Source organism: Coprococcus eutactus (genome assembly GCF_001404675.1).
GTDB classification, from domain to species: domain Bacteria; phylum Bacillota; class Clostridia; order Lachnospirales; family Lachnospiraceae; genus Coprococcus; species Coprococcus aceti.
On record NZ_CYXU01000004.1, the window covers coordinates 86,994 to 111,825 of the forward strand.

18 protein-coding genes and 1 pseudogene are annotated in these 24,832 nt (G+C 44.9%); 14 read left to right on the top strand and 5 right to left on the bottom strand.

All coding sequences use genetic code 11. The features are described from left to right. Positions 1–93: 93 nt before the first annotated feature. A complete protein-coding gene (locus ARA78_RS09455; protein ID WP_055280447.1) occupies positions 94–3,621 on the top strand; it encodes a transglutaminase domain-containing protein in 3,528 nt (1,175 codons plus the stop codon). Between the two features lie 33 nt (positions 3,622–3,654). After that, on the top strand, positions 3,655–5,745 hold the full coding sequence (locus ARA78_RS09460; RefSeq protein WP_055280448.1) for a transglutaminase domain-containing protein: 2,091 nt from the start codon (positions 3,655–3,657) through the stop codon (positions 5,743–5,745). 87 nt (positions 5,746–5,832) lie between these two features. Here ARA78_RS09460 and ARA78_RS09465 read toward each other — a convergent pair whose 3' ends face one another. Next, positions 5,833–6,807 (bottom strand): putative ABC transporter permease, encoded by a 975-nt coding sequence (locus tag ARA78_RS09465; protein WP_055280449.1) that lies wholly within the window; start codon positions 6,805–6,807, stop codon positions 5,833–5,835. A gap of 385 nt (positions 6,808–7,192) precedes the next feature. Here ARA78_RS09465 and ARA78_RS09470 point away from each other — a divergent pair, with 385 nt between their 5' ends. The 3 genes from ARA78_RS09470 (at position 7,193) to trxA (ending at position 10,287) form a co-directional block, all read left to right on the top strand. Then, the gene (locus tag ARA78_RS09470) at positions 7,193–7,513 is read left to right on the top strand and encodes a DUF6110 family protein (RefSeq protein WP_022217250.1); all 321 of its coding nucleotides are present in this window, start codon (positions 7,193–7,195) and stop codon (positions 7,511–7,513) included. Between the two features lie 37 nt (positions 7,514–7,550). Then, on the top strand, positions 7,551–9,626 hold the full coding sequence (locus ARA78_RS09475) for a heavy metal translocating P-type ATPase (RefSeq protein ID WP_055280450.1): 2,076 nt from the start codon (positions 7,551–7,553) through the stop codon (positions 9,624–9,626). Between the two features lie 349 nt (positions 9,627–9,975). Beyond that, positions 9,976–10,287 carry a thioredoxin gene (gene trxA / locus ARA78_RS09480; RefSeq protein ID WP_022217252.1) on the top strand — a complete coding sequence of 104 codons (312 nt, stop codon included), beginning with the start codon at positions 9,976–9,978 and terminating at the stop codon, positions 10,285–10,287. 178 nt (positions 10,288–10,465) lie between these two features. Here the strand turns inward: trxA and ARA78_RS09485 are convergent, their stop codons facing one another. The 4 genes from ARA78_RS09485 to ARA78_RS09500 form a co-directional block, all read right to left on the bottom strand. Further along, positions 10,466–11,812, bottom strand: a complete 1,347-nt coding sequence (locus tag ARA78_RS09485) for a citrate/2-methylcitrate synthase (protein ID WP_055146778.1) — start codon at positions 11,810–11,812, stop codon at positions 10,466–10,468. Between the two features lie 40 nt (positions 11,813–11,852). Next, on the bottom strand, positions 11,853–12,503 hold the full coding sequence (locus tag ARA78_RS09490) for an endonuclease III domain-containing protein (RefSeq protein ID WP_015533674.1): 651 nt from the start codon (positions 12,501–12,503) through the stop codon (positions 11,853–11,855). 181 nt (positions 12,504–12,684) lie between these two features. Further along, positions 12,685–13,314 (bottom strand): uracil phosphoribosyltransferase, encoded by a 630-nt coding sequence (gene upp, locus ARA78_RS09495; RefSeq protein WP_015533675.1) that lies wholly within the window; start codon positions 13,312–13,314, stop codon positions 12,685–12,687. Positions 13,315–13,352: 38 nt separating this feature from the next. Then, on the bottom strand, positions 13,353–14,741 hold the full coding sequence (locus tag ARA78_RS09500; protein WP_015533676.1) for a uracil-xanthine permease family protein: 1,389 nt from the start codon (positions 14,739–14,741) through the stop codon (positions 13,353–13,355). Positions 14,742–14,952: 211 nt separating this feature from the next. Between ARA78_RS09500 and ftsE the strand changes: the two genes are divergently transcribed. The 9 genes and pseudogenes from ftsE (at position 14,953) to ARA78_RS09540 (ending at position 24,800) form a co-directional block, all read left to right on the top strand. Further along, positions 14,953–15,639, top strand: a complete 687-nt coding sequence (gene ftsE / locus ARA78_RS09505) for a cell division ATP-binding protein FtsE (protein WP_022216898.1) — start codon at positions 14,953–14,955, stop codon at positions 15,637–15,639. Next, on the top strand, positions 15,629–16,537 hold the full coding sequence (gene ftsX, locus ARA78_RS09510) for a permease-like cell division protein FtsX (protein ID WP_015533677.1): 909 nt from the start codon (positions 15,629–15,631) through the stop codon (positions 16,535–16,537). Before ftsE ends, ftsX begins: the two co-directional genes overlap by 11 nt. 133 nt (positions 16,538–16,670) lie before the next feature. Further along, positions 16,671–17,963: a murein hydrolase activator EnvC family protein gene (locus tag ARA78_RS09515; protein ID WP_022217255.1), complete on the top strand. Its 1,293-nt coding sequence runs from the start codon at positions 16,671–16,673 to the stop codon at positions 17,961–17,963. Positions 17,964–18,260: 297 nt separating this feature from the next. After that, positions 18,261–19,670: an MBOAT family O-acyltransferase gene (locus ARA78_RS09520; RefSeq protein WP_242849706.1), complete on the top strand. Its 1,410-nt coding sequence runs from the start codon at positions 18,261–18,263 to the stop codon at positions 19,668–19,670. Positions 19,671–19,681: 11 nt separating this feature from the next. Then, the gene (locus ARA78_RS09525) at positions 19,682–20,776 is read left to right on the top strand and encodes a GDSL-type esterase/lipase family protein (protein WP_022217257.1); all 1,095 of its coding nucleotides are present in this window, start codon (positions 19,682–19,684) and stop codon (positions 20,774–20,776) included. A gap of 52 nt (positions 20,777–20,828) precedes the next feature. Beyond that, positions 20,829–21,707, top strand: coding sequence for a DMT family transporter (locus ARA78_RS09530; RefSeq protein ID WP_082423622.1), 879 nt, complete (start codon positions 20,829–20,831; stop codon positions 21,705–21,707). A gap of 650 nt (positions 21,708–22,357) precedes the next feature. Next, positions 22,358–23,041 (top strand): annotated as a pseudogene (locus ARA78_RS14565) (patatin-like phospholipase family protein); the annotation flags it as partial. Between the two features lie 201 nt (positions 23,042–23,242). Next, positions 23,243–23,806 carry a histidine phosphatase family protein gene (locus ARA78_RS14570; protein WP_334290611.1) on the top strand — a complete coding sequence of 188 codons (564 nt, stop codon included), beginning with the start codon at positions 23,243–23,245 and terminating at the stop codon, positions 23,804–23,806. Between the two features lie 283 nt (positions 23,807–24,089). After that, positions 24,090–24,800, top strand: coding sequence for an ABC transporter ATP-binding protein (locus ARA78_RS09540; RefSeq protein WP_055280474.1), 711 nt, complete (start codon positions 24,090–24,092; stop codon positions 24,798–24,800). Positions 24,801–24,832: the final 32 nt, after the last annotated feature.

Sequence of the window (24,832 nt, forward strand, 5' to 3'; positions counted from 1 at the left end):
AGCTATCGAACAGTGTCAAAAATCTATATAATAAAAGTATTGAGGGATGAACGGAAATATAAGGTTGGAACGTATCGTTTAAGGAGGAGTTTTATGATAAAAAAGAGGAAATCATATAGAGTGGTGGCAGGCAGTATAAGGTCTGAGTTGTTAAGGGAGCTGAGCAGAAAAATCTGTATCGGTGCCTTGGCATTTTCAGCGGCGGTTGTGCTATTGCCAGGCGGTAAAGTGGGAGCATATGCATCTGATCAGACACGGGTAAGTTCAGATGAGAGTCAGGTTACGGTAGGGTATGATGATCTGGACGACACTTTGCAGAAAGGCGGACTTGGCGTTGTCGTTGAGCAGCAGGATGGTGCGGCTTCACTGGCATCTACATATGATGCAACAGCACTTGAGAAGCTTATTGTTGAAGGAATCAAGGCATGGCAGACGAGTATAGATGTATCGGAACTTGGCCTTACGAGAGACGATATTGATAACGGGGCAGTAAGATCTATTATCAATTCTCATCCCGAGTTTATCAGTCTATCGGGAGGCTATACATATTGGACTTCTGGCTCTTCAATCACCAAAATAGCATTTACATATTTGACAAATGCAAAGGAGGAGCAGCAGGAGCTTGATGCTGCACTTCAGGAAGTCAAGAGTAAGATAGATACCAGTGGAATGAGCGATGAAGAGATAGTACTTGCATATCATGAGTATCTCACATCCACAGTTGCATATGCATATGAGGATTATTTCAATGGAACGATTGCTGCAAATCACGGGTACGATATGTATGGAGCTTTGGTTAAACATAGTTGTGTGTGTCAGGGATATGCCGAGACTATGTTTTATCTGCTAAGAGAGGCTGGTCTTTCATGTGCAATCGCATCAAGTGAAAATATCAATCACGCGTGGAACATAGTTAAGATACATGGAAAATGGTATCACATAGATGCAACTTGGGACGATCCGGTGTGGGATATGCCTGGAAGATCATATCATGATTATTTCCTTGTCAGCTTTGATACAATGAATAAGAATACACTCATCAACCATACTAAGGACAGAACGGATATGGTTGTCAGTGCACAGTGGGGAGATACATATACGACAGCGGTGGACACCACTTATGAGAGTGGTAAGTTCTGGAATGGTATTGAGAAAGCTATTTTTTATAAAGACGGTTATTGGTACAGCATAAGTGAGGGCAGTTCGAAAACATCATTTAACATAAATAAGTACCAGTATTCGACTAACATAAACAAGGTTTTGTATTCGGGCACTGCAAAATGGACAACTCCGAGTGGTGGGTATTATCCTGGTGTTTATAGTTCAATATATCTCCGAGGTGATAATTTATATTTTACTACTCCGGATAGCTTGAACAAGATAGATATAACATCGACAAATGTAATTCCTACAGAGCTTATAAATATACGAACACAGTATAATAGTTCAACAGGAAATAATTTATATGCGTTTGGAGAACAGTATGGTAAGCTGGTGTATTTTATTACAGATTCTCCTAATATAAAGAAAACTAAGGATTCAAGCAATTCAAGCAAGTATAACAAGGAGTATGCCGAGTATACATTCGAGATGTGCATAAGCCACAAGTGGGATGCTGGAGTGGTGACAAAGGAGCCGACCTACACAAGTACAGGAACCAAGAAGTACACCTGTACAAACTGCGGTGAGACCAAGATCGAAACGATAGCCAAACTTGTATGTACGAGCCACGTGTGGGATAGCGGCAAGGTTGTGACAGCGCCGACATACAAGACAGAGGGAACCAAGAAGTATACGTGTAAGAATTGCGGAACAACCAAGACCGAAACGATAGCCAAGCTGGTATGTACAAAGCATGCATGGGATGCCGGAGTGGTGACAAAGGAGCCGACCTACACAAGTACAGGAACCAAGAAGTACACCTGTACAAACTGCGGTGAGACCAAGATCGAAACGATAGCCAAACTTGTATGTACGAGCCACGTGTGGGATAGCGGCAAGGTTGTGACAGCGCCGACATACAAGACAGAGGGAACCAAGAAGTATACGTGTAAGAATTGCGGAACAACCAAGACCGAAACGGTAGCCAAGCTGGTATGTACAAAGCATGCATGGGATGCCGGAGTAGTGACAAAACAGCCAACATACAAGACAGAGGGAACCAAGAAGTACACCTGTACAAACTGTGGCGAGACAAAGACCGAGACTATAGCTAAACTTGTATGTACAGATCATGCATGGGATGCCGGAGTAGTGACAAAACAGCCAACATACAAGACAGAGGGAACCAAGAAGTATACCTGTACAAACTGCGGCGAGACAAAGACCGAGACTATAGCCAAGCTTGTATGTACCGATCATGCGTGGGATGCCGGAGTAGTAGTAACAGCATCAACGTATAAAAACGAGGGAACTAAGAAGTACACCTGTACAAACTGTGGCGAGACAAAGACCGAGACTATAGCCAAGCTTGTATGCACCGAGCATGTATGGGATGCCGGAGTAATTGTAACAGCACCTACGTATACAAACACAGGTACAAAGAAATATACATGTGAGAACTGTGGCGAGACAAAGACTGAGACTATAGCCAGGCTTGTATGTACAAATCATGCATGGGATGCCGGGGTAGTGACAATACAGCCAACATACAAGACAGAGGGAACCAGGAAGTACACCTGTACAAACTGTGGCGAGACAAAGACTGAGACTGTAGCCAGGCTTGTATGTACAAATCATGCATGGGATGCCGGAGTAGTGACAAAACAGCCAACATACAAGACAGAGGGAACGAGAAAGTACACCTGTACAAACTGTGGCGAGACAAAGACCGAGACTATAGCCAAGCTTGTATGTACAAATCATGCATGGGATGCCGGAGTAGTGACAAAACAGCCAACATACAAGACAGAGGGAACAAGAAAGTACACCTGTACAAACTGTGGCGAGACAAAGACCGAGACTATAGCCAAGTTTGTATGTACAAATCATGCATGGGATAATGGAACGGTTACTAAGAAAGCTACATATACAGCTACAGGAGTCAGGAAATATACGTGCAAGACATGTGGCGCAGCAAAGCAGGTCACAATTGCAAGGCTGAAGCTTGCGAAGGTAACCGTAAAGTCTGCACAGCAGGCCGGCGCGATAAAGCTTACCTGGAATAAAGCGTCAGGGGCATCTGGTTACAAGATATACAGGAGAACCGCCAAGGGAAGATATGTATGTATCAAGACAGTCAAGTCGGGAACGACAAGCTATGTAGACAAGACAGTCAAGTCAGGAAACAGGTATTACTACTGTGTAAAGGCATATAATGGAAATGTACTCAGTGGATATACAGAGGCAAGTATTCTCTACATCAAGGCTCCGGTTGTCACGGTCAGGAAGTCAGCACAGGGAGTGAAACTTTCCTGGAAAAAGTCTGCCGGTGCAAAAAAATACATTGTGTATAGAAAGACACCAACAGGCAAATACAGGGCAGTCAAGACTGTAACAGCGAAAACTCTCAGTTGGACAGACAAAACGGCAAAGAAAGGTCAGACTTATTATTACATTGTGAAGGCAGTGAATAATAAGACATACAGTGCAGCGTCACCGCAGAAGAGAATAAAAAGGTAGATGCTTACTGCGTAATTATAAGGGAGAAAAAGAATGAAATATGAAAATGTAAGACTCACAGAAGCTGTGCGGCGTATCAGGATGATATTTGTGGTGGGCGTCATCGCTGCGTGTGTGCTGTACGGCGGGAAAATACCAGCATTTGCGGAAGATACTCAGGAACAGTATGACTCATCACAGAGCAGCTATGGTCAGTTGCTTGAGCAGGAGGGCGATACTTCAGGTATCCTGCAATTTGGCGGACAGATAATAGAAGATGAAGCATCGGATTCATCGGAAGCGTCACTGGCAGCGGCAAATTCAAAGAAATATGAGAGTGCCATTGTCGGCGCTGTGGAGAAATTTTCACCGAGACTCAATGTAAAGAGCTGGGGATTGACCACACGAAATGTTGCAAATGTAGTCACAACTGCAATGAATGCGCATCCCGAGGTCGTGTATGTGGCAAGATACAGTTATCTGTATGACCAGACCACAGGAAAGGTTGTGTATCTGAAGTTCTCATACAAGCCAAATGCCCGAACCGAAAAGAAGCAGTTGGATGCAGCCATAGCGGAAGTGAACAAGCAGATAAATACAAAGAACATGAAGCCGGCAGAGATCGTGCTTGCATATCATGAGTTCCTGACATCCACAGTTGCATATGACACCAGCGGGGCTAAGGAATTTGATCCAACAACCGGAAGAGACCACATGTATGATATGTATGGTGTATTGGTTAAGAGGAGCAGTGTGTGTCAGGGATATGCGGAGACCATGTGGTATTTCCTCAGGAAAGCCGGGGTTCCGAGTGGAGTTGCCACAAGCCAGTATGTAAACCATGCGTGGAATGTTGTAAATATAGGTGGAAAGTGGTATCACGTTGACGCAACCTGGGATGATCCCGCAAGTGATATACCGGGAAGGTCGATGCATGATTATTTCCTTGTAAGCTTTGACACCTTGAACAGTAAGACTAAGGCCGCCAGCAGCGATTATTATCTTGGCAGATATGACACAAAGGTGGGAAATGTATGGAAGGGAACATACAGCAATGCCACGGATAAGCGATATGAAAAAGGCCAGTTCTGGAATGGCGTTGAGAAGGTCATCTTTTATAGAAAGGGCTACTGGTACAGCATAAAGCAGGGCAGCCAGTCATCATACTATCAGATAAACAAGTACAGCTTCACCAACGGTGTAAATACAACGATATTTACCGGGCAGGATGAATGGCTGGATACAGATGGTACGGCACTTAACAAACAGTATGGAACACTGTTCCTTGCACAGGAAAAGCTCTATTTCTGCACATCGAGATATGTTGCATGGATAGATCTTGAGGTAAATGAGCGCAAGGCGTGGGCTATATATGACATAAGACAGAAGTATGTATCAGGTGTAAACATATATGGAATGGGATATTACGGAAATGATGTTGTGATCTGGGTTTCCGATACTCCATCCTGTACAAGAAAAGACGCTTACTATCTCGGAGCATGTATGAGCCACAAATGGCAGGCGGGAGAGGTTACAAAACAGCCGACATTCACATCCAAGGGATCGCAGAAGTACAAATGCAGCAACTGCGGATATACCAAGAATGTCACACTCGACAAATTGAAGCTTGCGACGGTGACGGTCAAAACGAAGAATACAGGTAAGGGAATAAGCCTCACCTGGAATACCGATTCAAGAGCCACCGGTTATAAGGTATACAGACGCACAGGCAAGGTTGCATACAGACTTATAAAGACAGTGAAGGGAAGCTCTGTGAGATCAATGGTAGACAGATCTGTTGTAGGAGGAAAGGCCTACACATACAGAGTATCGGCATACAACAGCTATACAAAGGGCGGCTCCAAGGCAAAGAGCCAGTATTATATAGGTTGCACGACCGCAAGAGCAAAGAATACCTCACAGGGAGTAAGAGTCTCCTGGAAGAAGACAAAGGGAGCCGCCGGCTATAAGATATACAAAAAGACAGGCAGCGGCAGATTCAAATGTGTGAAGGTTGTGAAAGCAAAGACCAGAACATATCTTGACCGCCGTGTGAAGTCAGGAACAAAGTACACATACTTTGTAAAACCATACAAAGGAAAGACGGCAGGAACCTACAAGAAGGCTAGTGTCAAGTACAGATAAAAAGTAAATAGAGCGCGTAAAAAATACCATGTACAGCATTTCGCCTGTACATGGTATTTTTGCTTTTGTTATATGCTTAGAATGATATTATTTTTCATTCTTGTGTTCTGTTATGTCCCTGTGGGAATTGTCGAACAGATCTGTGTCGGCCACATCTGATGAATCATTTCGATTCAGCGTCTCGCCTATGCGGGCCTTTGCCTCAGTTCCGGCAGCCTTGATACCCTCGGTGATCACCTCGCTCTTTTCCTTGAGATTTTCACTTATCACAGCGCTTTTTTCCTTTACGTTCTCTGTAAGCTCCTCAGCCTTCAGTTTGATCTTCTTTGTTATGGAGAAGCTTTCAGGGTTATTCTCAAATGCTCGTTTGATCGATGCTGTATCGTGAAGAGAGAGAAGGAAGCTTGGCTTCTCCTTGAACTTCTCACGATCCAGAGCCAGTCGGGACTTGAGTTCCTCAACACGGACAATAAGATCATTCTCTTTCGCAAATTTCTTCACCTTGCTCATCAGGTTGAATGATACAACACAGTCGATCACGAATACCCCGTAGAAGAAACCGATGAAGAAGGAGAATGTCAGGTGATCCGCCAGCCAGTACACAGCGTTCAGTATGTGTGGATGGAGGAAGAAATAGTACAGTGCCGCGATCACACCCCAGAAGAATGAGAACAGCGGACATATGATGCCCTGTATATTGCCCCACTCATCTGAGTAGTCCCACAGCTTGATGTTCATTCCTATTATAAATATACGTCCGGCAATGTATTCCACAACGGTCATGGCGATGGCCATGATCAGTACCACCAGAACCTTTTGCAAAACAGGATGGGCGTCAACAGCATCTATATGGATCAGGGACAGGAGATACAGCACCACCAGGCCTGAACCGTAGAGAGGCAGGTAAGGTCCGATGAGGAATCCCGGGTTGATCCATTTGTGGCTTGGGTTGCTCTTGGAGAAGAACTTTCTGAATATGACTTCAATGCACCAGCCCATGACGCATCCTATGAAAAATAAAAATAATATTACCAGAATACTTTTGATATTGAAATTATCCATACATGGAATCTCCTTTGTATATATGACTTTGCCAATAGTAATAAGATAGTATATAGAAGGAAAAAAAGCAACCTTACAAAATGTCACAAGTGTAAGATAGCTTGTTGATACTTATTGAGAAAAAAAGTCATTTAAATTGCGAATGTTATATTGGACTAACGCCGGGGCAGTGCTATACTTACAGCAAATAAAAAGCCACGAAACAGATGCAGACTCTTTCTACAGTACGAAGATCGAGAATGCATTTTTACGTTAAGGAGAGTTTGATTGAACAAACCGTGATTAGAAAAATCGAATCACGGCGAAGCCTGTCATATAATCCACCTTGCGTATAAGTGGTCATATCATTAATCAGAATAAATATATAATCAAGGAGGACAAAATCATGATGAAGGCATTAAAGAAGGTAAACTGGAAGAAGCTTGGAATATTTGCAGGTGGAGTATTATTTGGAACAGCTGGTATCAAGGTTCTCTCAAGCAAGGATGCAAAGAACGTATATACACATTGTACAGCTGGTGTTCTTAGAGCAAAGGACTGTGTCATGAAGACAGCAAATACTATCCAGGAGAACTGTGGTGATATCTACGCAGGAGCAAAGGATATCAACGAGGCAAGAGCACAGAAGGCAGCAGAGGCTGACTTTGAGGATACTGAGTGCACAGAGGCTGAGAGCGCTGATGCAGCAGAGACTGTAGAAGAGTAATCAGTATAAGACAAAACATAAGAAAGAGGCGAAGATCTTGAAGTTTTCTATTTTAAATGAAACAAAGAATCGTCTGCGTATACACATGGCACAGAGCCGCATGACCATGGCACAGGCCGACATACTTCAGTATTATCTGGAGAACTGTGAGGCAGTGGAAGAGGTCAAGGTGCACGACAGAACCTGTGACGCGATCATCATATATGATGGTGACCGTGCAGCGGTGATAGATGCGCTGAGACAGTTTGGATATGACAGGGTGGAGGTTCCGGCGGATCTCACAGAGACATCAGGCAGAGTCATGAACAGACAGTATGAGGACAAGCTGTTTTGGAAGACCGCCTGGTACATGACCAAGAAATGGATCATGCCAATGCCGCTTCGGTATTGTCTGACATCCGTCAAAGCTCTCAAGTATATAGGCAAGGGGCTCAAGTGTCTTGCGAACAGGAAGCTTGAGGTGCCGGTTCTCGATGCAACAGCCATAACAGCATCCATTCTGACAAATGATTTCGCGACAGCGGGATCAGTCATGTTCCTTCTGGAGATCGGTGAGATCCTTGAGGAGTGGACACATAAGAAGTCGGTGGATGGACTGGCAAGAAGCATGTCACTCAATATCAATAAGGTATGGGTGCGTGTGGATGATTGTGATGTACTTATGGACAGTGCGAAGATCGCAAAGGATGATCTGGTAGTGGTTCATATGGGCAATGTCATTCCATTTGACGGTGTTGTGGATCAGGGCGAGGGCATGGTCAATCAGGCATCCCTCACCGGAGAGTCAGTACCGGTCCACAAGGGACACGGAGACAGTGCATATGCAGGTACAGTTGTTGAGGAAGGTGAGCTGGTAGTCAGAGTTGTAAAGACTGGTAAGACCAGCAGATATGATAAAGTTGTTGCGATGATAGAGGAGTCTGAGAAGCTTAAGTCAGGACTTGAGAGCAAGGCAGAGCATCTTGCAGATGGTCTTGTGCCATGGACTCTCGGTGGAACTATCCTCACATACCTTTTAACAAGGAATATCACCAAGACACTTGCGGTGCTCATGGTCGACTATTCATGTGCACTGAAGATGTCCATGCCTATAGCGGTATTGTCTGCTATACAGGAGGCAAACAAGCATCACCTCACAGTCAAGGGCGGCAAATTCCTGGAGGCTGTAGCTGATGCAGACACGATAGTATTTGACAAGACAGGAACACTTACAAAGGCATCACCTACGCTTGTACGCGTCGTATCATTTGACGGAAGAGATCCTGATGAACTGCTCAGGATAGCTGCATGTCTGGAGGAGCATTTCCCTCATTCCATGGCAAGAGCGGTTGTGGCAGGAGCTGCAGCCAAGGGGCTGGAGCATGAGGAGATGCACTCCAAGGTTGAGTATGTTGTGGCTCACGGTATCTCATCAAGCATAGACGGCAAGAAGGTTGTCATAGGAAGCTATCATTTCGTATTTGAGGATGAGGGCTGTGTGATACCTGAGGATAAGATAGAGCTGTACGAGTCGTTGTCCAAGACTCATTCACATCTGTTCATGGGAATCGATGGCAGGCTGGCAGCAGTCATATCCATCAAGGATCCGGTCAGACCTGAGTCGGCCGAGGTTGTTTCAAGGCTCAAGAAGCTGGGAATCAAGAAGGTTGTCATGATGACAGGAGACAGTGACAGAACGGCCAAGGCTATTGCAGAGCAGGTAGGGGTGGATGAGTATTACTCAGAGGTCCTTCCTGAGGACAAGGCAAAGTTTGTCGAGGCTGAGAAGACTGCGGGTCGAAAGGTCATCATGGTGGGAGATGGAATCAATGACTCACCTGCACTGTCGGCATCCGATGCTGGAATTGCCGTAAGTGATGGCGCGGAGATTGCCAGAGAGATCGCAGATATAACTGTCAGTGCGGACAATCTGTACGAGCTCGTAACACTTAAGGAACTCAGTAATAAGCTGATGAGCAGGATCAACAGGAACTATCGCAAGATAGTGACCATCAACACAGGACTTATCATCCTGGGCGTGATGGGAGTTATCCAGCCAACCACATCAGCACTGCTTCACAATTCATCGACGCTTCTCATAAGTCTTGACAGTATGAAGAAGCTGCTGGATTGATGATCGGAGCATAGAATTATATTGATGATCGAAGCGTAGAATCATATAGAATATAAAATAAAGCTGCCCTCTTCACTGTGATGAGTACCCGGGATTCCGGAACATTAGTGAGGAGGGCAGTTTTGTAGTTAAAAGATGATTTTAAATAATAAAAATAATCTGTAAGAATTGTTGACCGGGCCGACAGAATATGACAAAATGTACGTATAAATCATGAGTAGATAGCTGAACATAAGGGCAGAATATTAGCAGATATTATCTGGAATGTTTATGAAATGAAAATATACAGATGTGTGTGGAACACAGCATGATGCGTGTGTTCATCACAATAGAATGGAGGATGATTAGTATGGTAAAAACGGTAAAAGGCGATAATTTTGAAGATATAAAGGCATGCGGTGTGGCGGTTGCGGATTTCTCAGCAACATGGTGCGGACCATGCAAGATGATGGCACCGGTATTTCACACGGTTGCAGATGAACTGAATGGTGAAGTGGATTTCTTCAGTGTGGACGTGGATGAGAATCCTGGACTTGCGGCTGCCAATAAGGTGTTCAGTGTTCCGACATTGATACTGTACAAGAATGGTGTTGAGGCATCGAGGAGTGTCGGAGCTATATCCAAGTATGATCTTCTCGATTTCATTGAGAAGATCAAATAATTGTCTGTGATATGTATCCCGGATATTTTAATTGGGATCTGAATTGAAGTGGGGATACAAACTAGAAACAGGAAAAACATAAAGCCCTGTCAGACTTAACATTCATATGGGTCTCATATTATGGATACATATGAATGTTAAGTCTGACAGGGCTTTAAGGTTATTGAAAACACATTGACTATCTGGCGTCTCTGTCTACATATTCTCTATACTTAACCAGACTCTTATATGCCGGTCTGATGATCTTGTCCGTGGTGACAAGCTCCTCGATTCTGTGAGCGCTCCATCCAACTATACGTGCCACTGCAAAGAGCGGTGTGTAGAGCTCCCTAGGAATTCCGAGCATCTCATACACGAATCCGCTGTAGAAGTCTACGTTAGGGCTGACACCCTTGTATATCTTGCGTTCCTTGGCGATGAGCTTTGGCGCGATCTTCTCAATGTTGTTGTACAGAGTCATATCCTCGTCCCTGCCCTTGGCAGCGGCAAGCTGTTCGACAAATGACTTGAATACTTTTTCTCTTGGGTCTGACAGTGAGTAAACGGCATGGCCCATACCATAGATGAGTCCCTTGTGGTCGTAGGCTTGCTTGTTCAGCAGCTTATCCAGATATGCCTCTATGGCCTCTTCGTCATGGTAATCCTTTATGTGCTCCTTGATATCGTCCATCATGTTCATAACCTGCAGGTTGGCACCACCATGCTTCCTTCCCTTGAGGGATGAAAGGGCGGCGGCAATGGCAGAGTATGTGTCAGAGCCGGATGACGTTACAACTCTTGTGGTGAATGTGGAATTGTTACCACCGCCGTGCTCCATGTGAAGCAGAAGTGCTATGTCAAGAACTCTTGCCTCAAGCTCGGTATACTTCATGTCAGGCCTGAGCATCCTGAGGATGTTTTCAGCCACGGAAGCATCCTTGTCAGGTCTGTGAATGTACATACTTCCGTCGTTCTCATAATGGTTGTATGCGTGATAACCATACACAGCCATCATAGGAAATGTTCCGATGAGACCGATACACTGTCTGAGAACATTGTCTATATCCAGGTTGGTAGCCTGATTATCGTATGAAGCCAGAGTCAGCACACTTCTTGTCATGGAGTTCATTATATCCACACTAGGTGCTTTCATGATGACATCACGGGTAAAGTTGGTCGGCAGGTTCATGGACTCGGCGATGACACTGCTGAATTCTGAGAGCTGAGCCTCGGTAGGCAGTTCTCCGAAGAGAAGAAGATAAGCAGCTTCCTCAAATATATGGCGTTTTCCTTTGCCGCCTTTTACGAGATCCTGTACATCATAGCCTCTGTACAATAACTGTCCGTCACACGGAACCTTCTGGCCATCCACATCCTTAAATGCTATGATCTGTGATATATTGGTAAGACCGGTCAGAACTCCCTGCCCATTCTCATCACGCAGTCCTCTTTTTACTCCGTATCTGGCATAGAGCTCTTTGTCTATCACATCATGCTGCTGACAGAGAGAAGCCTGCTTCTCCACGTATTCTGTCAGATTCTCCATATACTCCATATAAGTAACTCCTTTCCGTTTGTATGATAAATCAGATGATCTTTTTGCATATGTCGCTTAGACAACATGCGTCGCAATGTGGCTTCGTTCTGGCTGTGCACACGGATCTGCCGTGATCCACCAGCCTGTGACAGAAGTCATTGCTCTCATCTGGAGGTACAAGCTTCCACAGTTCCATCTCAACCTTCTTCGGATCTTTTATCCCGTCAACCAGTCCCATTCGGTTGACAAGGCGTATACAGTGGGTATCTGTTACAATGGCAGGTTTGCCGTAGATATCACCCATGATGAGGTTTGCGCTCTTGCGGCCTACGCCGGGGAGCTTAAGCAGCTCATCAAGACTGTCAGGAACCTGGCAATCATAGGAATCAACAAGCATATTCATACATGCACTAATATCTCTGGCCTTGCTCTTCCCCAGTCCGCAAGGTCTCACAATGGCCTCGATGTCACTGACATCGGCAGCAGCCAGTTCTTTTACTCCTGGATATTTGGCAAATAAATCCTGGACTACCACATTCACCCTTGCATCAGTGCACTGCGCCGCCAGGCGGACACTGACAAGAAGCTGCCATGCGTGTGAAGTATCGAGGGTGCATACTGTGTCAGGATATTCCTTCTTCAGCCTCTCGATAATGTCCAGTGTTCTCTGTTTTTTCGTATATCTCTTCTGTGATTCCATAAAAAAGACCTCCAGTCTCTATATGATAACATGAAAGGCCTGCAAATGGATATCGAAAAAGAATTCTTAATAAAAATGTTAGAAGTGTGAAAATGTTGGGAAGAGAAGACATGCCGCAGCCCAGTATATGTGCTGGGCTGCGGCATGTCTATGCTGGTATAAATATCATGTCTGAAAGATCTTACTTTGTTCCGAAGATTCTGTCGCCGGCATCGCCAAGTCCTGGGCAGATGTAAGCGTTCTCGTTCAGCTCGCGGTCAACATGACCAACGTATAGCTGGATGTCAGGATGAGCCTTGAGAAGTCTCTCAATTCCCTGCGGTGCAGCGATGATCGACATGAACTTGATATGCTTACCGCCGTGCTGCTTGATGAAATCAACGGCAGCAACAGCTGATCCTCCGGTTGCAAGCATAGGATCCGTGACAACTATAAGTCTCTCATCGATAGGATCAGGGAGCTTGCAGTAGTACTCATGAGGTTCATGAGTCTCCTCGTCTCTGTACAGACCGATGTGTCCGATCTTGGCTGTAGGAACCAGAGCCTGAAGTCCACTGACCATTCCAAGTCCTGCACGGAGAATAGGTACGATCGCAAGATTTCTTCCTGCGATGACCGGAGTCATGCATTCCTCGATAGGAGTCTCTATACATACATCCTCGGTAGGAAGATCTTTCAGAGCCTCATATCCCATGAGCATGGCGATCTCTTCAACAAGTGCACGGAATTCGGCAGTTCCGGTGTTCTTATCTCTGAGCTTTGAAATCTTATGCTGAATAAGTGGATGTGTCATAACTGTGTAATCTGTCATATTGTGTAACCTCCTAATAAATAATATACAGATAATTATTATGCCTCAATGTCAGAGTTCTGTGGATTCATTCCAAGTCCACGGCTTACATCACCCTTGGTGTTCTCACCAAATGTATAGTCGTTACCAGGCAGTATAGCATTCAGCAGGATGCCGAATATAGCTGCGAGGGCAAGTCCTGTAAGAGTGATAGTTGTGCCTCCGATCGTGAATGTAAGGCCATTTTTGAAACCAAGTCCACATACCATGATAACGGCTGCGATGATCAGGTTTCTTGACTTCGTGAAGTCTACGTGGTTCTCAACCACATTTCTTACACCTATGGCTGAGATCATTCCGTAGAGGATGAAGCTTATGCCGCCAATGATGGCGAAAGGCATTGAGCGGATGACTTCTGCAACCTTAGGTATGAAACCGAGGATGACTGCAAAAATGGCAGCCAGTCGTATAACTCTTGGATCGTGAACGCGGCTGAGCTCGAGAACTCCTGTGTTCTCTCCGTAGGTTGTGTTGGCAGGACCGCCAAAGAGTGCGGAGAGAGATGTTGCCAGACCGTCACCGATAAGTGTTCTGTGGAGACCTGGATCCTCAAGGAAATTCTGATCTACAGTTGCTGATATGGCACATATATCACCTATATGCTCCATCATGGAAGCGATGGCGATAGGAGCCATGACAAGTATGGCAGTTAAGTTAAATTTACAGATCTGGAAAGGTGGCAGACCGAGAAAATGTGCGTCTGAAACTCCAGAAAAGCTGAGTATTGCTGAACCATCAGGGTTGGTCATACCACAGAAGTGAAGTATGAGTGCAACGCCATATGAGATAAGTACACCCATGAGGATAGGTATGATCTTGAACATGCCCTTGCCCCAGATGTTGAACACAATGACAACAGCCAGTGCGATAAATGCAAGCAGCCAGTTAGTGGATGCGTTTGATATAGCTGATGGTGCGAGGCTCAGACCGATACATATGATGATAGGTCCGGTAACCACTGGTGGAAGGAATCTCATGACACGCTTCACGCCGACAAGCTTGACGATCAGTGCAAGTATCAGATACAGAAGTCCTGCAACCACAATACCGCCACATGCATATGGAAGCTTTTCGCCCATTGGCATGTCCTTGAATATGCCTGTTTTAAGGTCTGCAACTGTGGAGAAACCTCCCAGAAATGCAAATGAAGAACCGAGAAATGCAGGTACCTTAAGCTTAGTGCATAAGTGGAAGAACAGTGTTCCAAGACCGGCACATACAAGAGTTACCTGAATTGAGAGTCCCTGACCCTCGAAGTATCCGTTTACGAGAAGCGGAACAAGAATTGTTGCACCAAACATGGCAAACATATGCTGGAATCCAAGTAAAAGCATCTTTGGAATTCCAAGCTTACGTGCATCACGAATGGCTTCTTTTTGATTATCCATAAGTAATAATCCTCCCATATTTTTTCTTAGTTAAATATTATAAAGTTTATTTACACTAAGGTCAATTTGAATAGTGAAATTTCCAAAATAAACTTAAGATATGTAATATATGTCAGCACTTGACAAAATGTTACAGAATTGTTACAATTCTGCTTGGATTGAGTAAAGGGGAGAAAAATAAAGATACAGGTCGAAGGAGACTACAGATATTATGATTGAATTAGAGAACGTGAGTATGACATATCCTGGGGGCAATCAGGCACTCAAGAATGTCAATATTAATATAGAGAAAGGCGAGTTCGTATTTATCGTTGGAAGCAGTGGTTCGGGCAAGACCACTCTGTTCAGGCTTCTGCTCAAGGAGCTCGATCCTACGGAGGGCAATATCACTGTTGCCGGATACGACTACGGCAAGATCAAGAGGAAGGATATACCGAAGGTCAGAAGAAGGATAGGGGTTGTGTTCCAGAACTTTAGACTTCTCAAGGACAGGACTATATACGAGAATGTCGCATTTGCACAGAGAGTCATCCAGACCCCGGCGAGATATATCAGAAGACGAGTTCCGGCCATGCTGACGCTGGTTGGACTTGCAGACAAATACAAATCATACCCGAAGGAGCTCTCAGGTGGTGAGCAGCAGAGAGTTGCCATGGCGAGAGCACTGGTCAACAATCCGGACATCATACTGGCGGACGAGCCTACAGGAAACCTTGATCCTAAGAACTCACTGGATATCATGAACCTCCTTGAGGATATTAACAAGAGAGGAACCACAGTTGTTGTGGTAACCCACAACAAGGATATCGTCAATGAGATGAAGAAGAGAGTTATCACCTTGAAGAAGGGCGTTATAATCAGTGATGAGAAGGAAGGAGGCTACATAGATGAAGATTAGTACATTTTTCTATGTCCTCAGACAGGGCTTTGCGAATATAAGAAGAAACATACTGTTCTCACTTGCATCACTGGGAACCATCATATCATGTCTGTTCCTTTTCGGAATCATATATGCGGTGGTTGTAAACTTCCAGTCAGGTATGCAGGAGCTTGAGAAGACAGTCACCATATCTGTATTCTTCGACGAGGATGCGTCAGATGAGACCATACAGCTCATAGGTGAACAGATAAGAACGGTCGATTATGTTGAGACGATGGATTTCATCTCAGCCGATGAGGCATGGGACAAGTTTGCAGATCAGAACTACGATGATCCACAGGTTGCAAAGAATGCATTTGGCGGAGATAACCCGTTAAAGAATGCTGCGTCATATGAGATCACACTCAAGGATGTATCAAGACAGCCGGAGTTCGTGGCATTTGCCCAGGGCCTTTCAGGAGTCAGAAAGGTAAAGAGTTCTGACGTGACTGCGGACAGCATCACGACACTGTCATCCCTTGTGGGATATGCATCCATAGGAATAGTTGTGATACTGATGCTGGTATCTATATTCCTTATAAGTAACACGATCACCATAGGTATCACAGTGCGAAAGGAAGAGATAGGGATCATGAAGCTGATCGGTGCGACAAATGTATTTGTAAGAGCACCGTTCATCATAGAGGGTGTGATCATAGGCGCGGTCGGTTCGGCTATACCTCTGGTCCTTCTGTACTACATGTACGATAAGATACTGACATACGTTGCCGGAAGGTTCAAGGTTGTCACAACGCTGTTCGCATTTGTGAGCCAGCAGGATCTGTTCAGGACTATGGTACCGGTCGGACTTGTGCTCGGTATCGGTGTTGGTCTGGTAGGAAGTATTCTTACCACAAGAAAGCACCTGAGAGTGTAGTGTTAAATGCGGTCAGAGCAATGCACAAAAAATTCACAAATTGTTATTACTTTTTTAGGAACAATATGTGTTATAATGTTGATAAGTAGGGCAAAAAGATAATAACATTATGAAATGCGATTAGGAGGCATGAATGATGAGAATAGATTTATACAAGATAAAGAAGAAAGGTATGCAGGTGGCAGTGGTTACTACAGGAGCACTGCTCATGTCGTTTACATCCATATTTGCGGCTCCTGTGTTCAGCGTGCATGCTGAGGAGACCAAGGAGGATGTTGAGCAGCAGAAGGAAGAGGCTCAGCAGGCTCAGGAAGAGGCGAATGCAAACGCAGAGAAGTATCAGAAGAAGGTAGACAAGCTTACAGCGGCTGTAAATGAGCTCGATAAGCAGGCCACAGATATAAGCACACAGATCGTGGAGAAGAAACAGCAGGCTGAGGATCTTCAGAATGAGATAGATGAGACTCAGACAAAGCTTGCAGAGGCTCAGGTCAGTGAGGATAATCAGTATGAGGCGATGAAGAAGAGGATACAGTACCTCTACGAGGAGGGCGATGTTGCTTACATAGATGCACTTATGTCATCGGCTTCATTTGAGGATAGTCTTAACAAGTCTGAGTATGTTGATCAGCTCAGCACATATGACCAGAAGCAGCTCAACAAGCTGGTAAAGACTAAGAATGACATAGCAGAGTATCAGCAGACACTCAAGGATGATCTGGCGGATGTAGAGAAGGTAAAGGCAGACCTGGAGACCAAGCAGGCAGACCTCGATGATGTTATAAGCCAGAAGAATGCGGAGATCAACAAGTACAGTGATGATGTTGAGATGCAGAAAGCTCTTGCGGCTGAATACGCAAAGCAGGAGTCAGAGCTGGATGACAAGCTGGCAGAGCTTGCGCGTCAGGAACAGCAGAGACTGGAGGAGGAGCGTAAGCAGAGAGAAGCTGAACAACAGCAGCAGGATAACAACGGTGGAAGCGATAACTCAGGCAGTGACAGCGACAACAGTGGAAGTAACAATGGCGGTTCAACAACCGGTTCAGGTCAGTTCATATGGCCTGTATCAGGACCTATCACAGACTACTTCGGACCTAGAGAGTCACCGACAGCAGGAGCAAGCTCCAATCATATGGGTATAGATATAGGATGTTCATACGGAGTGCCTATCGCAGCGGCTGATGCAGGTGTTGTAACGGTAGCCGAGTGGGGCGAGAGTGGTGGTAACTACGTTATGATAGATCACGGTAATGGATTTGTGACGATGTACCTTCACAACTCATCACTTGCAGTAAGCGTTGGCGATGTGGTTTCACAGGGACAGACCATTGCGTACGCAGGTTCAACAGGATATTCAACAGGTACACATTGCCACTTCTCAGTATTCCTGAATGGCTCATATGTCAACCCACTTGATTATCTGTAAGATGAGGCTGAGACATGGCATAGGGATATGTGTCATATCATAAGATCTTAATATGATCATATATAGAATAGAGAAAAAATGCGTGATTCATGAAATATGGATCACGCATTTTTTATGTTAATAGGGGCGTGGATATGGGCGAAGTACCATATGTTGTGGTGGTGAGAAAATATGTCGAAAACAATAGTTTTTTTAAGAAAAAATAGGATTAGTGTCGGTTGACATAAGTGGTAAAAGTATTTATACTCACACTGGACTGAGTATTTATTTAAGGAGTATATTATGGTTTTTTCGAGCATGGAGTTCTTATTTAGATTCCTGCCTTTATTTTTGCTTATCTATTTTGTGACAAAGCCGAAGTACAGGAATGTTGTACTGCTTTTAGGCAGCCTTGTGTTCTACGCGTATGGCGAACCCATATACGTGTTCTTGATGATGTTTTCTATTATATTTAACTATTCGGTGGCAAGACGAATCAAGCGTTTTTATGATATAGAAGTATATTCGGAGATCGACTGTTCATTTGAGAGAAACTGCTGGCTGGCGGTGGCTATGGTGTTTGATTTTGGAATGTTGTTCATATTCAAATATATCAACTTCTTTATAGAGATAATAAACACTGCAGCGGGAACAAAGATATTTGATAGCGTGGCGATCACGCTGCCGCTTGGAATAAGCTTCTATACGTTCCAGATAACATCGTATATATTTGACGTGTACAGGCTCAAGTATCAGGCGGACAAGAGTATAATCAAGTTCGGAACATATGTGAGCATGTTCCCTCAGCTCATAGCCGGCCCTATAGTCAACTACGATGAGGTGAAGCCTGAGCTGGATCACAGAGAGGTCAAGGCGGACGATATAGAGCGCGGTGCGACACTGTTCGTATTGGGACTTGCGTACAAGGTGCTTCTGGCAAATAAGATAGCCAGTCTGTGGAACGATGTGCAGACGGTTGGCCCTTATGGAATAAACACTGTGACCGCATGGCTTGGTTCATGGGGATATTCATTCCAGCTCCTGTTTGATTTCATGGGTTATTCCGTGATGGCAATAGGAATTGGCCTTATACTTGGCTTCAGGATACCGGAGAACTTTGTCGATCCTTATATGGCACATTCCCTCACAGATTTCTGGAGACGCTGGCATGTTACACTCGGACGCTGGTTCAGAGAGTATGTGTACATACCGATGGGCGGCAACCGAAAGGGAAAGCTCAGAATGATACTTGCCATGTTCACTGTGTGGATGTTTACCGGATTGTGGCATGGTGCGGACTGGAATTTCCTGATATGGGGCTTGTTCCTGTTCGTGTTCCTTCTCATGGAGAAGCTGTTCCTTGGCAAGGTATTTGACAAGGTGAAGGTTCTTGGCCATGTGTACATGTTCTTCCTGATACCGATATCATGGACAATATTTAACATATCTGATCTGAAGCTTCTGGGACTGTACCTGAAGAGAATGTTTGGCATGAACATAGAGGGATCAGTCACCACACATGCCATGGACAAGCTGATCATGCTGGGACACACATACTGGTGGCTACTGCTGATCTGCGTGATCTTCTGTACACCGTGGCCTAGAAAGCTCATAGAGAAATTCTACAAGAACTGGGTATGCAAGCTTGTAATGCTCGCACTGTTCTGGTTCTGTGTATATCAGATAGCAAAGGGTGGCTCCAATCCATTCCTTTATTTTAGATTTTAGGAGGTGGGCAGATGAAGAAATTATGGCAAATGATAAAAGGCTGTCCACTGTTCTCGATACTCATAATATCCGGCGTGATAGTTACCGCAGGCGGTTATGTGGGAGCTGCGCTTGGCGTGTATAAATGGGATGTCAGCTTTCATCATCCTATGGCCCAGACTGTGCTGCTTGATGAGAGGGTGGCAACCGGAACTGACGCAACAAGCACGGATGCTCCGGGAAAGAGCGAGCTGACGTCGGAGTCCACGGGCAGTGCGGCTGCAGAGGAGCAGACAACGGAGGTGAAATCCACGGAGAAGCAGACTTCTGAGAATGCATCCACGGAGAAGACAACAGAGAAATCTACAGAGAAAGCGACCACCGAAAAGGCAACTACGGAAAAAGCAACCATAGATACAGGCGGTTCGGCTGCTCCGGTGACAAGACAGACTCAATACAAGAAGGTTAAGAAGAGAAAGGCAAGAAATAGCTGCTACAGAGATCTCACACAGATCGCTCTTGAGACCCAGTACCCATATATAAAGGTTGACAAGTCTTATTTTGACGATGCTCTGTTTATAGGTGATTCCAGAGTGGAAGGACTGGCGTTGTATTCCGGACTGGACAATGCAGAATTTGCATATATGGAGGGCCTTACTTCATTTGGACTGATGGGTGAGAAGATCGCCTCAAATGGAACAAAGACACTCACAGAGCTGCTTAAGAGCAAACAATTCAGAAAGATATACATCATGCTCGGCATAAATGAGGCGGGTTACGATACGGAGACATACGCATCCACATATATCGATGCGGTGGCCCAGATACAGGCGCTTCAGCCGGACGCAGTGATCTTTATGATGGGATGCATGCATGTATCCAGCGACTATTCGGCAAGCCACGATATTGTGAACAATGACAATATCGATGACAAGAATGGTGCCATAGCTGCATATGCTGATGGAATAAAGCTTTTCTATCTGGATATGAATACGGTTGTGGATGATGGCAAGGGTGGTCTTGTAAAGGACTATACCTGGGATGACATACATTTGCAGGCGCAGTATTACAGTCTGTGGGAGCAGTATCTGTATGAGCATGGGCTCAAGGATGATGCTTTCAAATAGATAAAGTGCTGCGGGACCTGATGGCATTTTATCATTATCGGGAGTTGATCAAATGGCAAAAATACTGGTAATAAAAGATAAATATAAGGGAATCCTGTTCATAATCATGGCAGGGTTCTTTTTCTCACTGATGACATTCTTCGTGAGACTGTCTGGAGATCTGCCAACTATGCAGAAGGCATTTTTCAGAAATGCAGTGGCCGCTGTTGTGGCCATTGCCATGCTCATGAGGACTGAGGAGAAATTCAAGATAAAGAAGAGCAGCTGGCCGGGAATCGCGGCGAGAAGCATATGTGGAACGACGGGGCTGATATGTAATTTCTACGCAATTGACAAGTTGAATATTGCGGATGCCAATATCCTTAACAAGCTTTCTCCGTTCTTTGCTATCATCGCATCATACTTTGTGTTGAAGGAACGGGCAAATCGGGTAGAGTGGGCATCTGTTGTGCTGGCTTTCGTTGGTGCATTGTTCGTTGTAAAACCTTCGTTTCATATGGATTTTCTGTATGCCATGGTTGGTGTGGCAGGAGGCCTTGGGGCAGGAATAGCCTACACCTATGTGAGAAAGCTTGGAAAACAGGGGGAGCGCGGACCGGTCATAGTCATGTGTTTCTCTGTATTCTCATGTCTGGTGACGCTTCCATTTATCATATTGGACCACGCACCTATGACATGGCAGCAGATTGTGTGCCTGCTCTGTGCCGGACTTGCGGCGGCTGGTGGACAGTTCAGTATAACCGCAGCATACCAGAAGGCTCCAGCCAGGGAGATATCGGTATTTGACTACAGTCAGGTCATATTTGCGGCTATATTGGGATTTGTATTCCTGGATCAGATCCCTGACATGCTGAGCATTATAGGATATGTGATAATCATAGGAAGTGCAGTTTTCAAATGGTGGTACACCATGAGACAGGATCGCACTTAGCATGATCGGCAGGGCTGAGAGTGGCAGTGCCTTGTACAAATACTTGTAGAATAATTGATATATACAAAAAGACGGATGTCAGAAATGGAAAATGGGTAAAAGTTTCATTGTCTGATATCCGTCTTTTTTATAAAGTTATAAAGGAAGGTTTTAGGTGTTGTGACCGGACTTGTGAGGTATCCGGCCTCCCATCTATCTAAATTGGATTGTTGTTAGTTTGAGTGACGGCAGATACGCTGGTGCTGCCTGGGCATGTCGCACATCTGCTGTCCTCATCAATCTGTATATATAATAAGATGGTACTGTGTACATTCTGTGTATCGGATGTTAAAGAAATATGTTCATAAAAGAAATAATATATAAAGCGTAAATAAATGTTCTATAAATGGTAAAGCTTCTGAATATAGTGAGTATAAGGTTGTGGGTATAGTTGCTGACATGTTAAAATGAAACACACATATGATCATAATTGGTGGATATATCAGATGACAATATTGGATAGAGCAGCTTTATTATGGAATAGTAAGGGGGATTAATATATGGATAAAGAAAAGGTTATACAGGAGCTTCAGGAGAGAACAGAGGAGATAAAGGAAAAGGCCGGGGAGCTTCATAAGGCGATAGAGGAGACTATATCGCAGAAGAAGCAGATGCATTACACGGAACTGGGCGGTCAGGACGGGCAGCCGGATGTGCCGGTTAAGGAAGGATACGGTCTGGTGCTCGGTGGCGGTGGTGGCCGTGGCTCCTATGAGATCGGAGTGTGGAAGGCTCTTGAGGAGTACAGAGATGTGATCGATATAAAGGCGGTGTCAGGAAGCTCGGTCGGTGCGCTGAACGCGGCACTGTATGCGTGTGGTGATCTGGATAAGGCTACACAGATGTGGTACGACATAACCAACGACAGGATACTGTCCAACAAGGATATAGACGAGGACAACAGGAACAAATGGTTTGAGTCCATCAAGGAGAAGCTCACGACCATAGACAATCCAGTCATACAGAGTGCAATAGAGTGCATAGGACTGGATGCTGTGGCAAAAGGCATGAGGATAAAGGATGGCTTCTTCTCCAGAGAAGGACTTATGGACATACTGGAGAATTCACCAGTACTTGATGGTGTGTCGAACAGTGACATGAGCTGTTATGCTACATGTCTCAATGTGGAGGGCAAGCCTACTCCTGAGAGATTCCAGCTGTCAGGCATGGAACCGGAGGAGATAGAACGTATACTTCTTGCTTCTTCAGCCATACCGGTCATATTCCCTATGGAGACGATAGACAAGACAAAGTATTATGATGGAGGCTTCTTCCTTGGGGGAGATAATGTGCCAATACAGCCTCTCTATGATGAGGGCTACAGAAAATTTGTCGTGGTGCATCTCGATGAGAGGAAGACCGACAGATACGATGATGCAGAGATGATACATATATATCCGTCTATTCCTCTTGGTGGTGCCATAGATGGCATGCTTGACTTTTCGCCTGAAGGTGTTGAGAAGAGGATAACACAGGGATATGACGATGCAAAGGCGGTGCTTGTTGAGAAGTTTGGCCCAAGACTGTTCTTCACCCGCCATGGGCAGACCGTGTGGAATGTGGAAAACAAGATATGTGGAGCCACGGATATTGAACTCACAGAGCTTGGACATCAGCAGGCGGAGCAGCTTGGTGAGATGATAAAGAATGGAGATTATCACATAGATGAGATCCTGTATTCGCCTCTGGTCAGGGCTTCGGAGACGGCAAGACATATATCCGAGATAACAGGAATTCCTATGAGAGCCGAGGAGAGACTCCGTGAGCAGTGTTTTGGCAAATACGAGGGAACAGCCAGAAACGGCGCTATATTCGCCAAGGCGAAGACGCATTTTCTGGATCACTATGAGGGTGGAGAGACCATGGTTCATCTGTGTCAGAGGGTGTACAATTTGTTAGATGAGCTTAAGGCTGAGTCGGAAGATTCCGGTAAGACATATCTTCTGGTTGCCCACAATGGAATATCAAGAATAGTACAGTCGTATTTCAATGATATGACAAATGAGGAATTCGCAGCATTTGGCATAAAGAACTGTGAGATAAGAGAATATAGATTCTGATCGCCACATGTGTGGTATCAGATGTAAAAAAAGAGAAAACAGCAGGCAGATCAATATGATGTGAATGTGGTTTTCTCTTTTTTTCTGGGATATCCCCAAATGCTCCTGTAAATGTGTATAAAAGAATACTTGATATTATTTATCACTAATATAGTTGACACAGAGCCTACATATGTGCTAATAAATATATGAACATATAATCATGCGTTTAAATATCAACGTACGGCATGAGAGCTATGCGATGCGTTTATGGAGAATATAAAATGTGGAAAAGGAGAGAATCATGGGAGACAACAGTTTTTTGAGGATCAGTGGGATAAAGAAAAGCTTCGGTTCAGGGGAGAACCGAACTGAGGTACTTAGAGGAATTGATTTTGAGGTCGCAAAGGGCGAGTTCTGTGTGCTGCTTGGCCCATCGGGGTCTGGCAAGTCAACTCTGCTCAATATCATAGGTGGGATCGACAGCCCGGATTCCGGTTATATCTCCATAGATGGAGAGAAGACAGGTGATATGGACGAGAAGACACTGACCAGATATAGGAGAAAGCATCTCGGTTATGTATTCCAGATGTATAATCTCATACCTAATCTCAATGTAAAGGAGAATGTGGAGGTTGGAGCATACCTTAGTGATAATCCTTTTGATGTTGATGATCTGTTAAAGACTCTGGGGCTTTATGAGCACAGACATAAGCTCCCAAATCAGCTGTCGGGTGGACAGCAGCAGAGGACCTCAATTGGAAGGGCAATCGTGAAGAATCCTGATATACTTCTCTGCGATGAACCGACAGGTGCCCTTGACTACAACACTTCCAAGGAGATACTTAAGCTCATAGAGGATGTGAACCAGAAGTATGGCAACACAATAATCATGGTCACCCACAATGATGCCATCAAGAATATGGCGGACCGGACTGTGAAGCTCAGGGACGGCATGATAAGACGCAACATTGTAAATGAGAACAAGATATCCGCTGTAGAGCTTGACTGGTAATTGGGCAGACAGGGGATATGTTCAATAGGAAA

Excerpts from the sequence above, each read along its gene's own strand:
- ARA78_RS09455 (WP_055280447.1), top strand. The coding sequence starts at position 94 with ATGATAAAAAAGAGGAAATCATATAGAGTGGTGGCAGGCAGTATAAGG.
- ARA78_RS09525 (WP_022217257.1), top strand. The coding sequence starts at position 19,682 with ATGAAGAAATTATGGCAAATGATAAAAGGCTGTCCACTGTTCTCGATA.
- ARA78_RS09490 (WP_015533674.1), bottom strand. The coding sequence starts at position 12,503 with ATGGAATCACAGAAGAGATATACGAAAAAACAGAGAACACTGGACATT.
- ARA78_RS09460 (WP_055280448.1), top strand. The coding sequence starts at position 3,655 with ATGAAATATGAAAATGTAAGACTCACAGAAGCTGTGCGGCGTATCAGG.
- ARA78_RS09540 (WP_055280474.1), top strand. The coding sequence starts at position 24,090 with ATGGGAGACAACAGTTTTTTGAGGATCAGTGGGATAAAGAAAAGCTTC.
- trxA (WP_022217252.1), top strand. The coding sequence starts at position 9,976 with ATGGTAAAAACGGTAAAAGGCGATAATTTTGAAGATATAAAGGCATGC.
- ARA78_RS09465 (WP_055280449.1), bottom strand. The coding sequence starts at position 6,807 with ATGGATAATTTCAATATCAAAAGTATTCTGGTAATATTATTTTTATTT.
- ARA78_RS09470 (WP_022217250.1), top strand. The coding sequence starts at position 7,193 with ATGATGAAGGCATTAAAGAAGGTAAACTGGAAGAAGCTTGGAATATTT.
- ARA78_RS09530 (WP_082423622.1), top strand. The coding sequence starts at position 20,829 with ATGGCAAAAATACTGGTAATAAAAGATAAATATAAGGGAATCCTGTTC.
- ARA78_RS09500 (WP_015533676.1), bottom strand. The coding sequence starts at position 14,741 with ATGGATAATCAAAAAGAAGCCATTCGTGATGCACGTAAGCTTGGAATT.
- ARA78_RS09485 (WP_055146778.1), bottom strand. The coding sequence starts at position 11,812 with ATGGAGAATCTGACAGAATACGTGGAGAAGCAGGCTTCTCTCTGTCAG.
- ARA78_RS09515 (WP_022217255.1), top strand. The coding sequence starts at position 16,671 with ATGATGAGAATAGATTTATACAAGATAAAGAAGAAAGGTATGCAGGTG.
- ftsX (WP_015533677.1), top strand. The coding sequence starts at position 15,629 with ATGAAGATTAGTACATTTTTCTATGTCCTCAGACAGGGCTTTGCGAAT.
- ftsE (WP_022216898.1), top strand. The coding sequence starts at position 14,953 with ATGATTGAATTAGAGAACGTGAGTATGACATATCCTGGGGGCAATCAG.
- upp (WP_015533675.1), bottom strand. The coding sequence starts at position 13,314 with ATGACAGATTACACAGTTATGACACATCCACTTATTCAGCATAAGATT.
- ARA78_RS09520 (WP_242849706.1), top strand. The coding sequence starts at position 18,261 with ATGGAGTTCTTATTTAGATTCCTGCCTTTATTTTTGCTTATCTATTTT.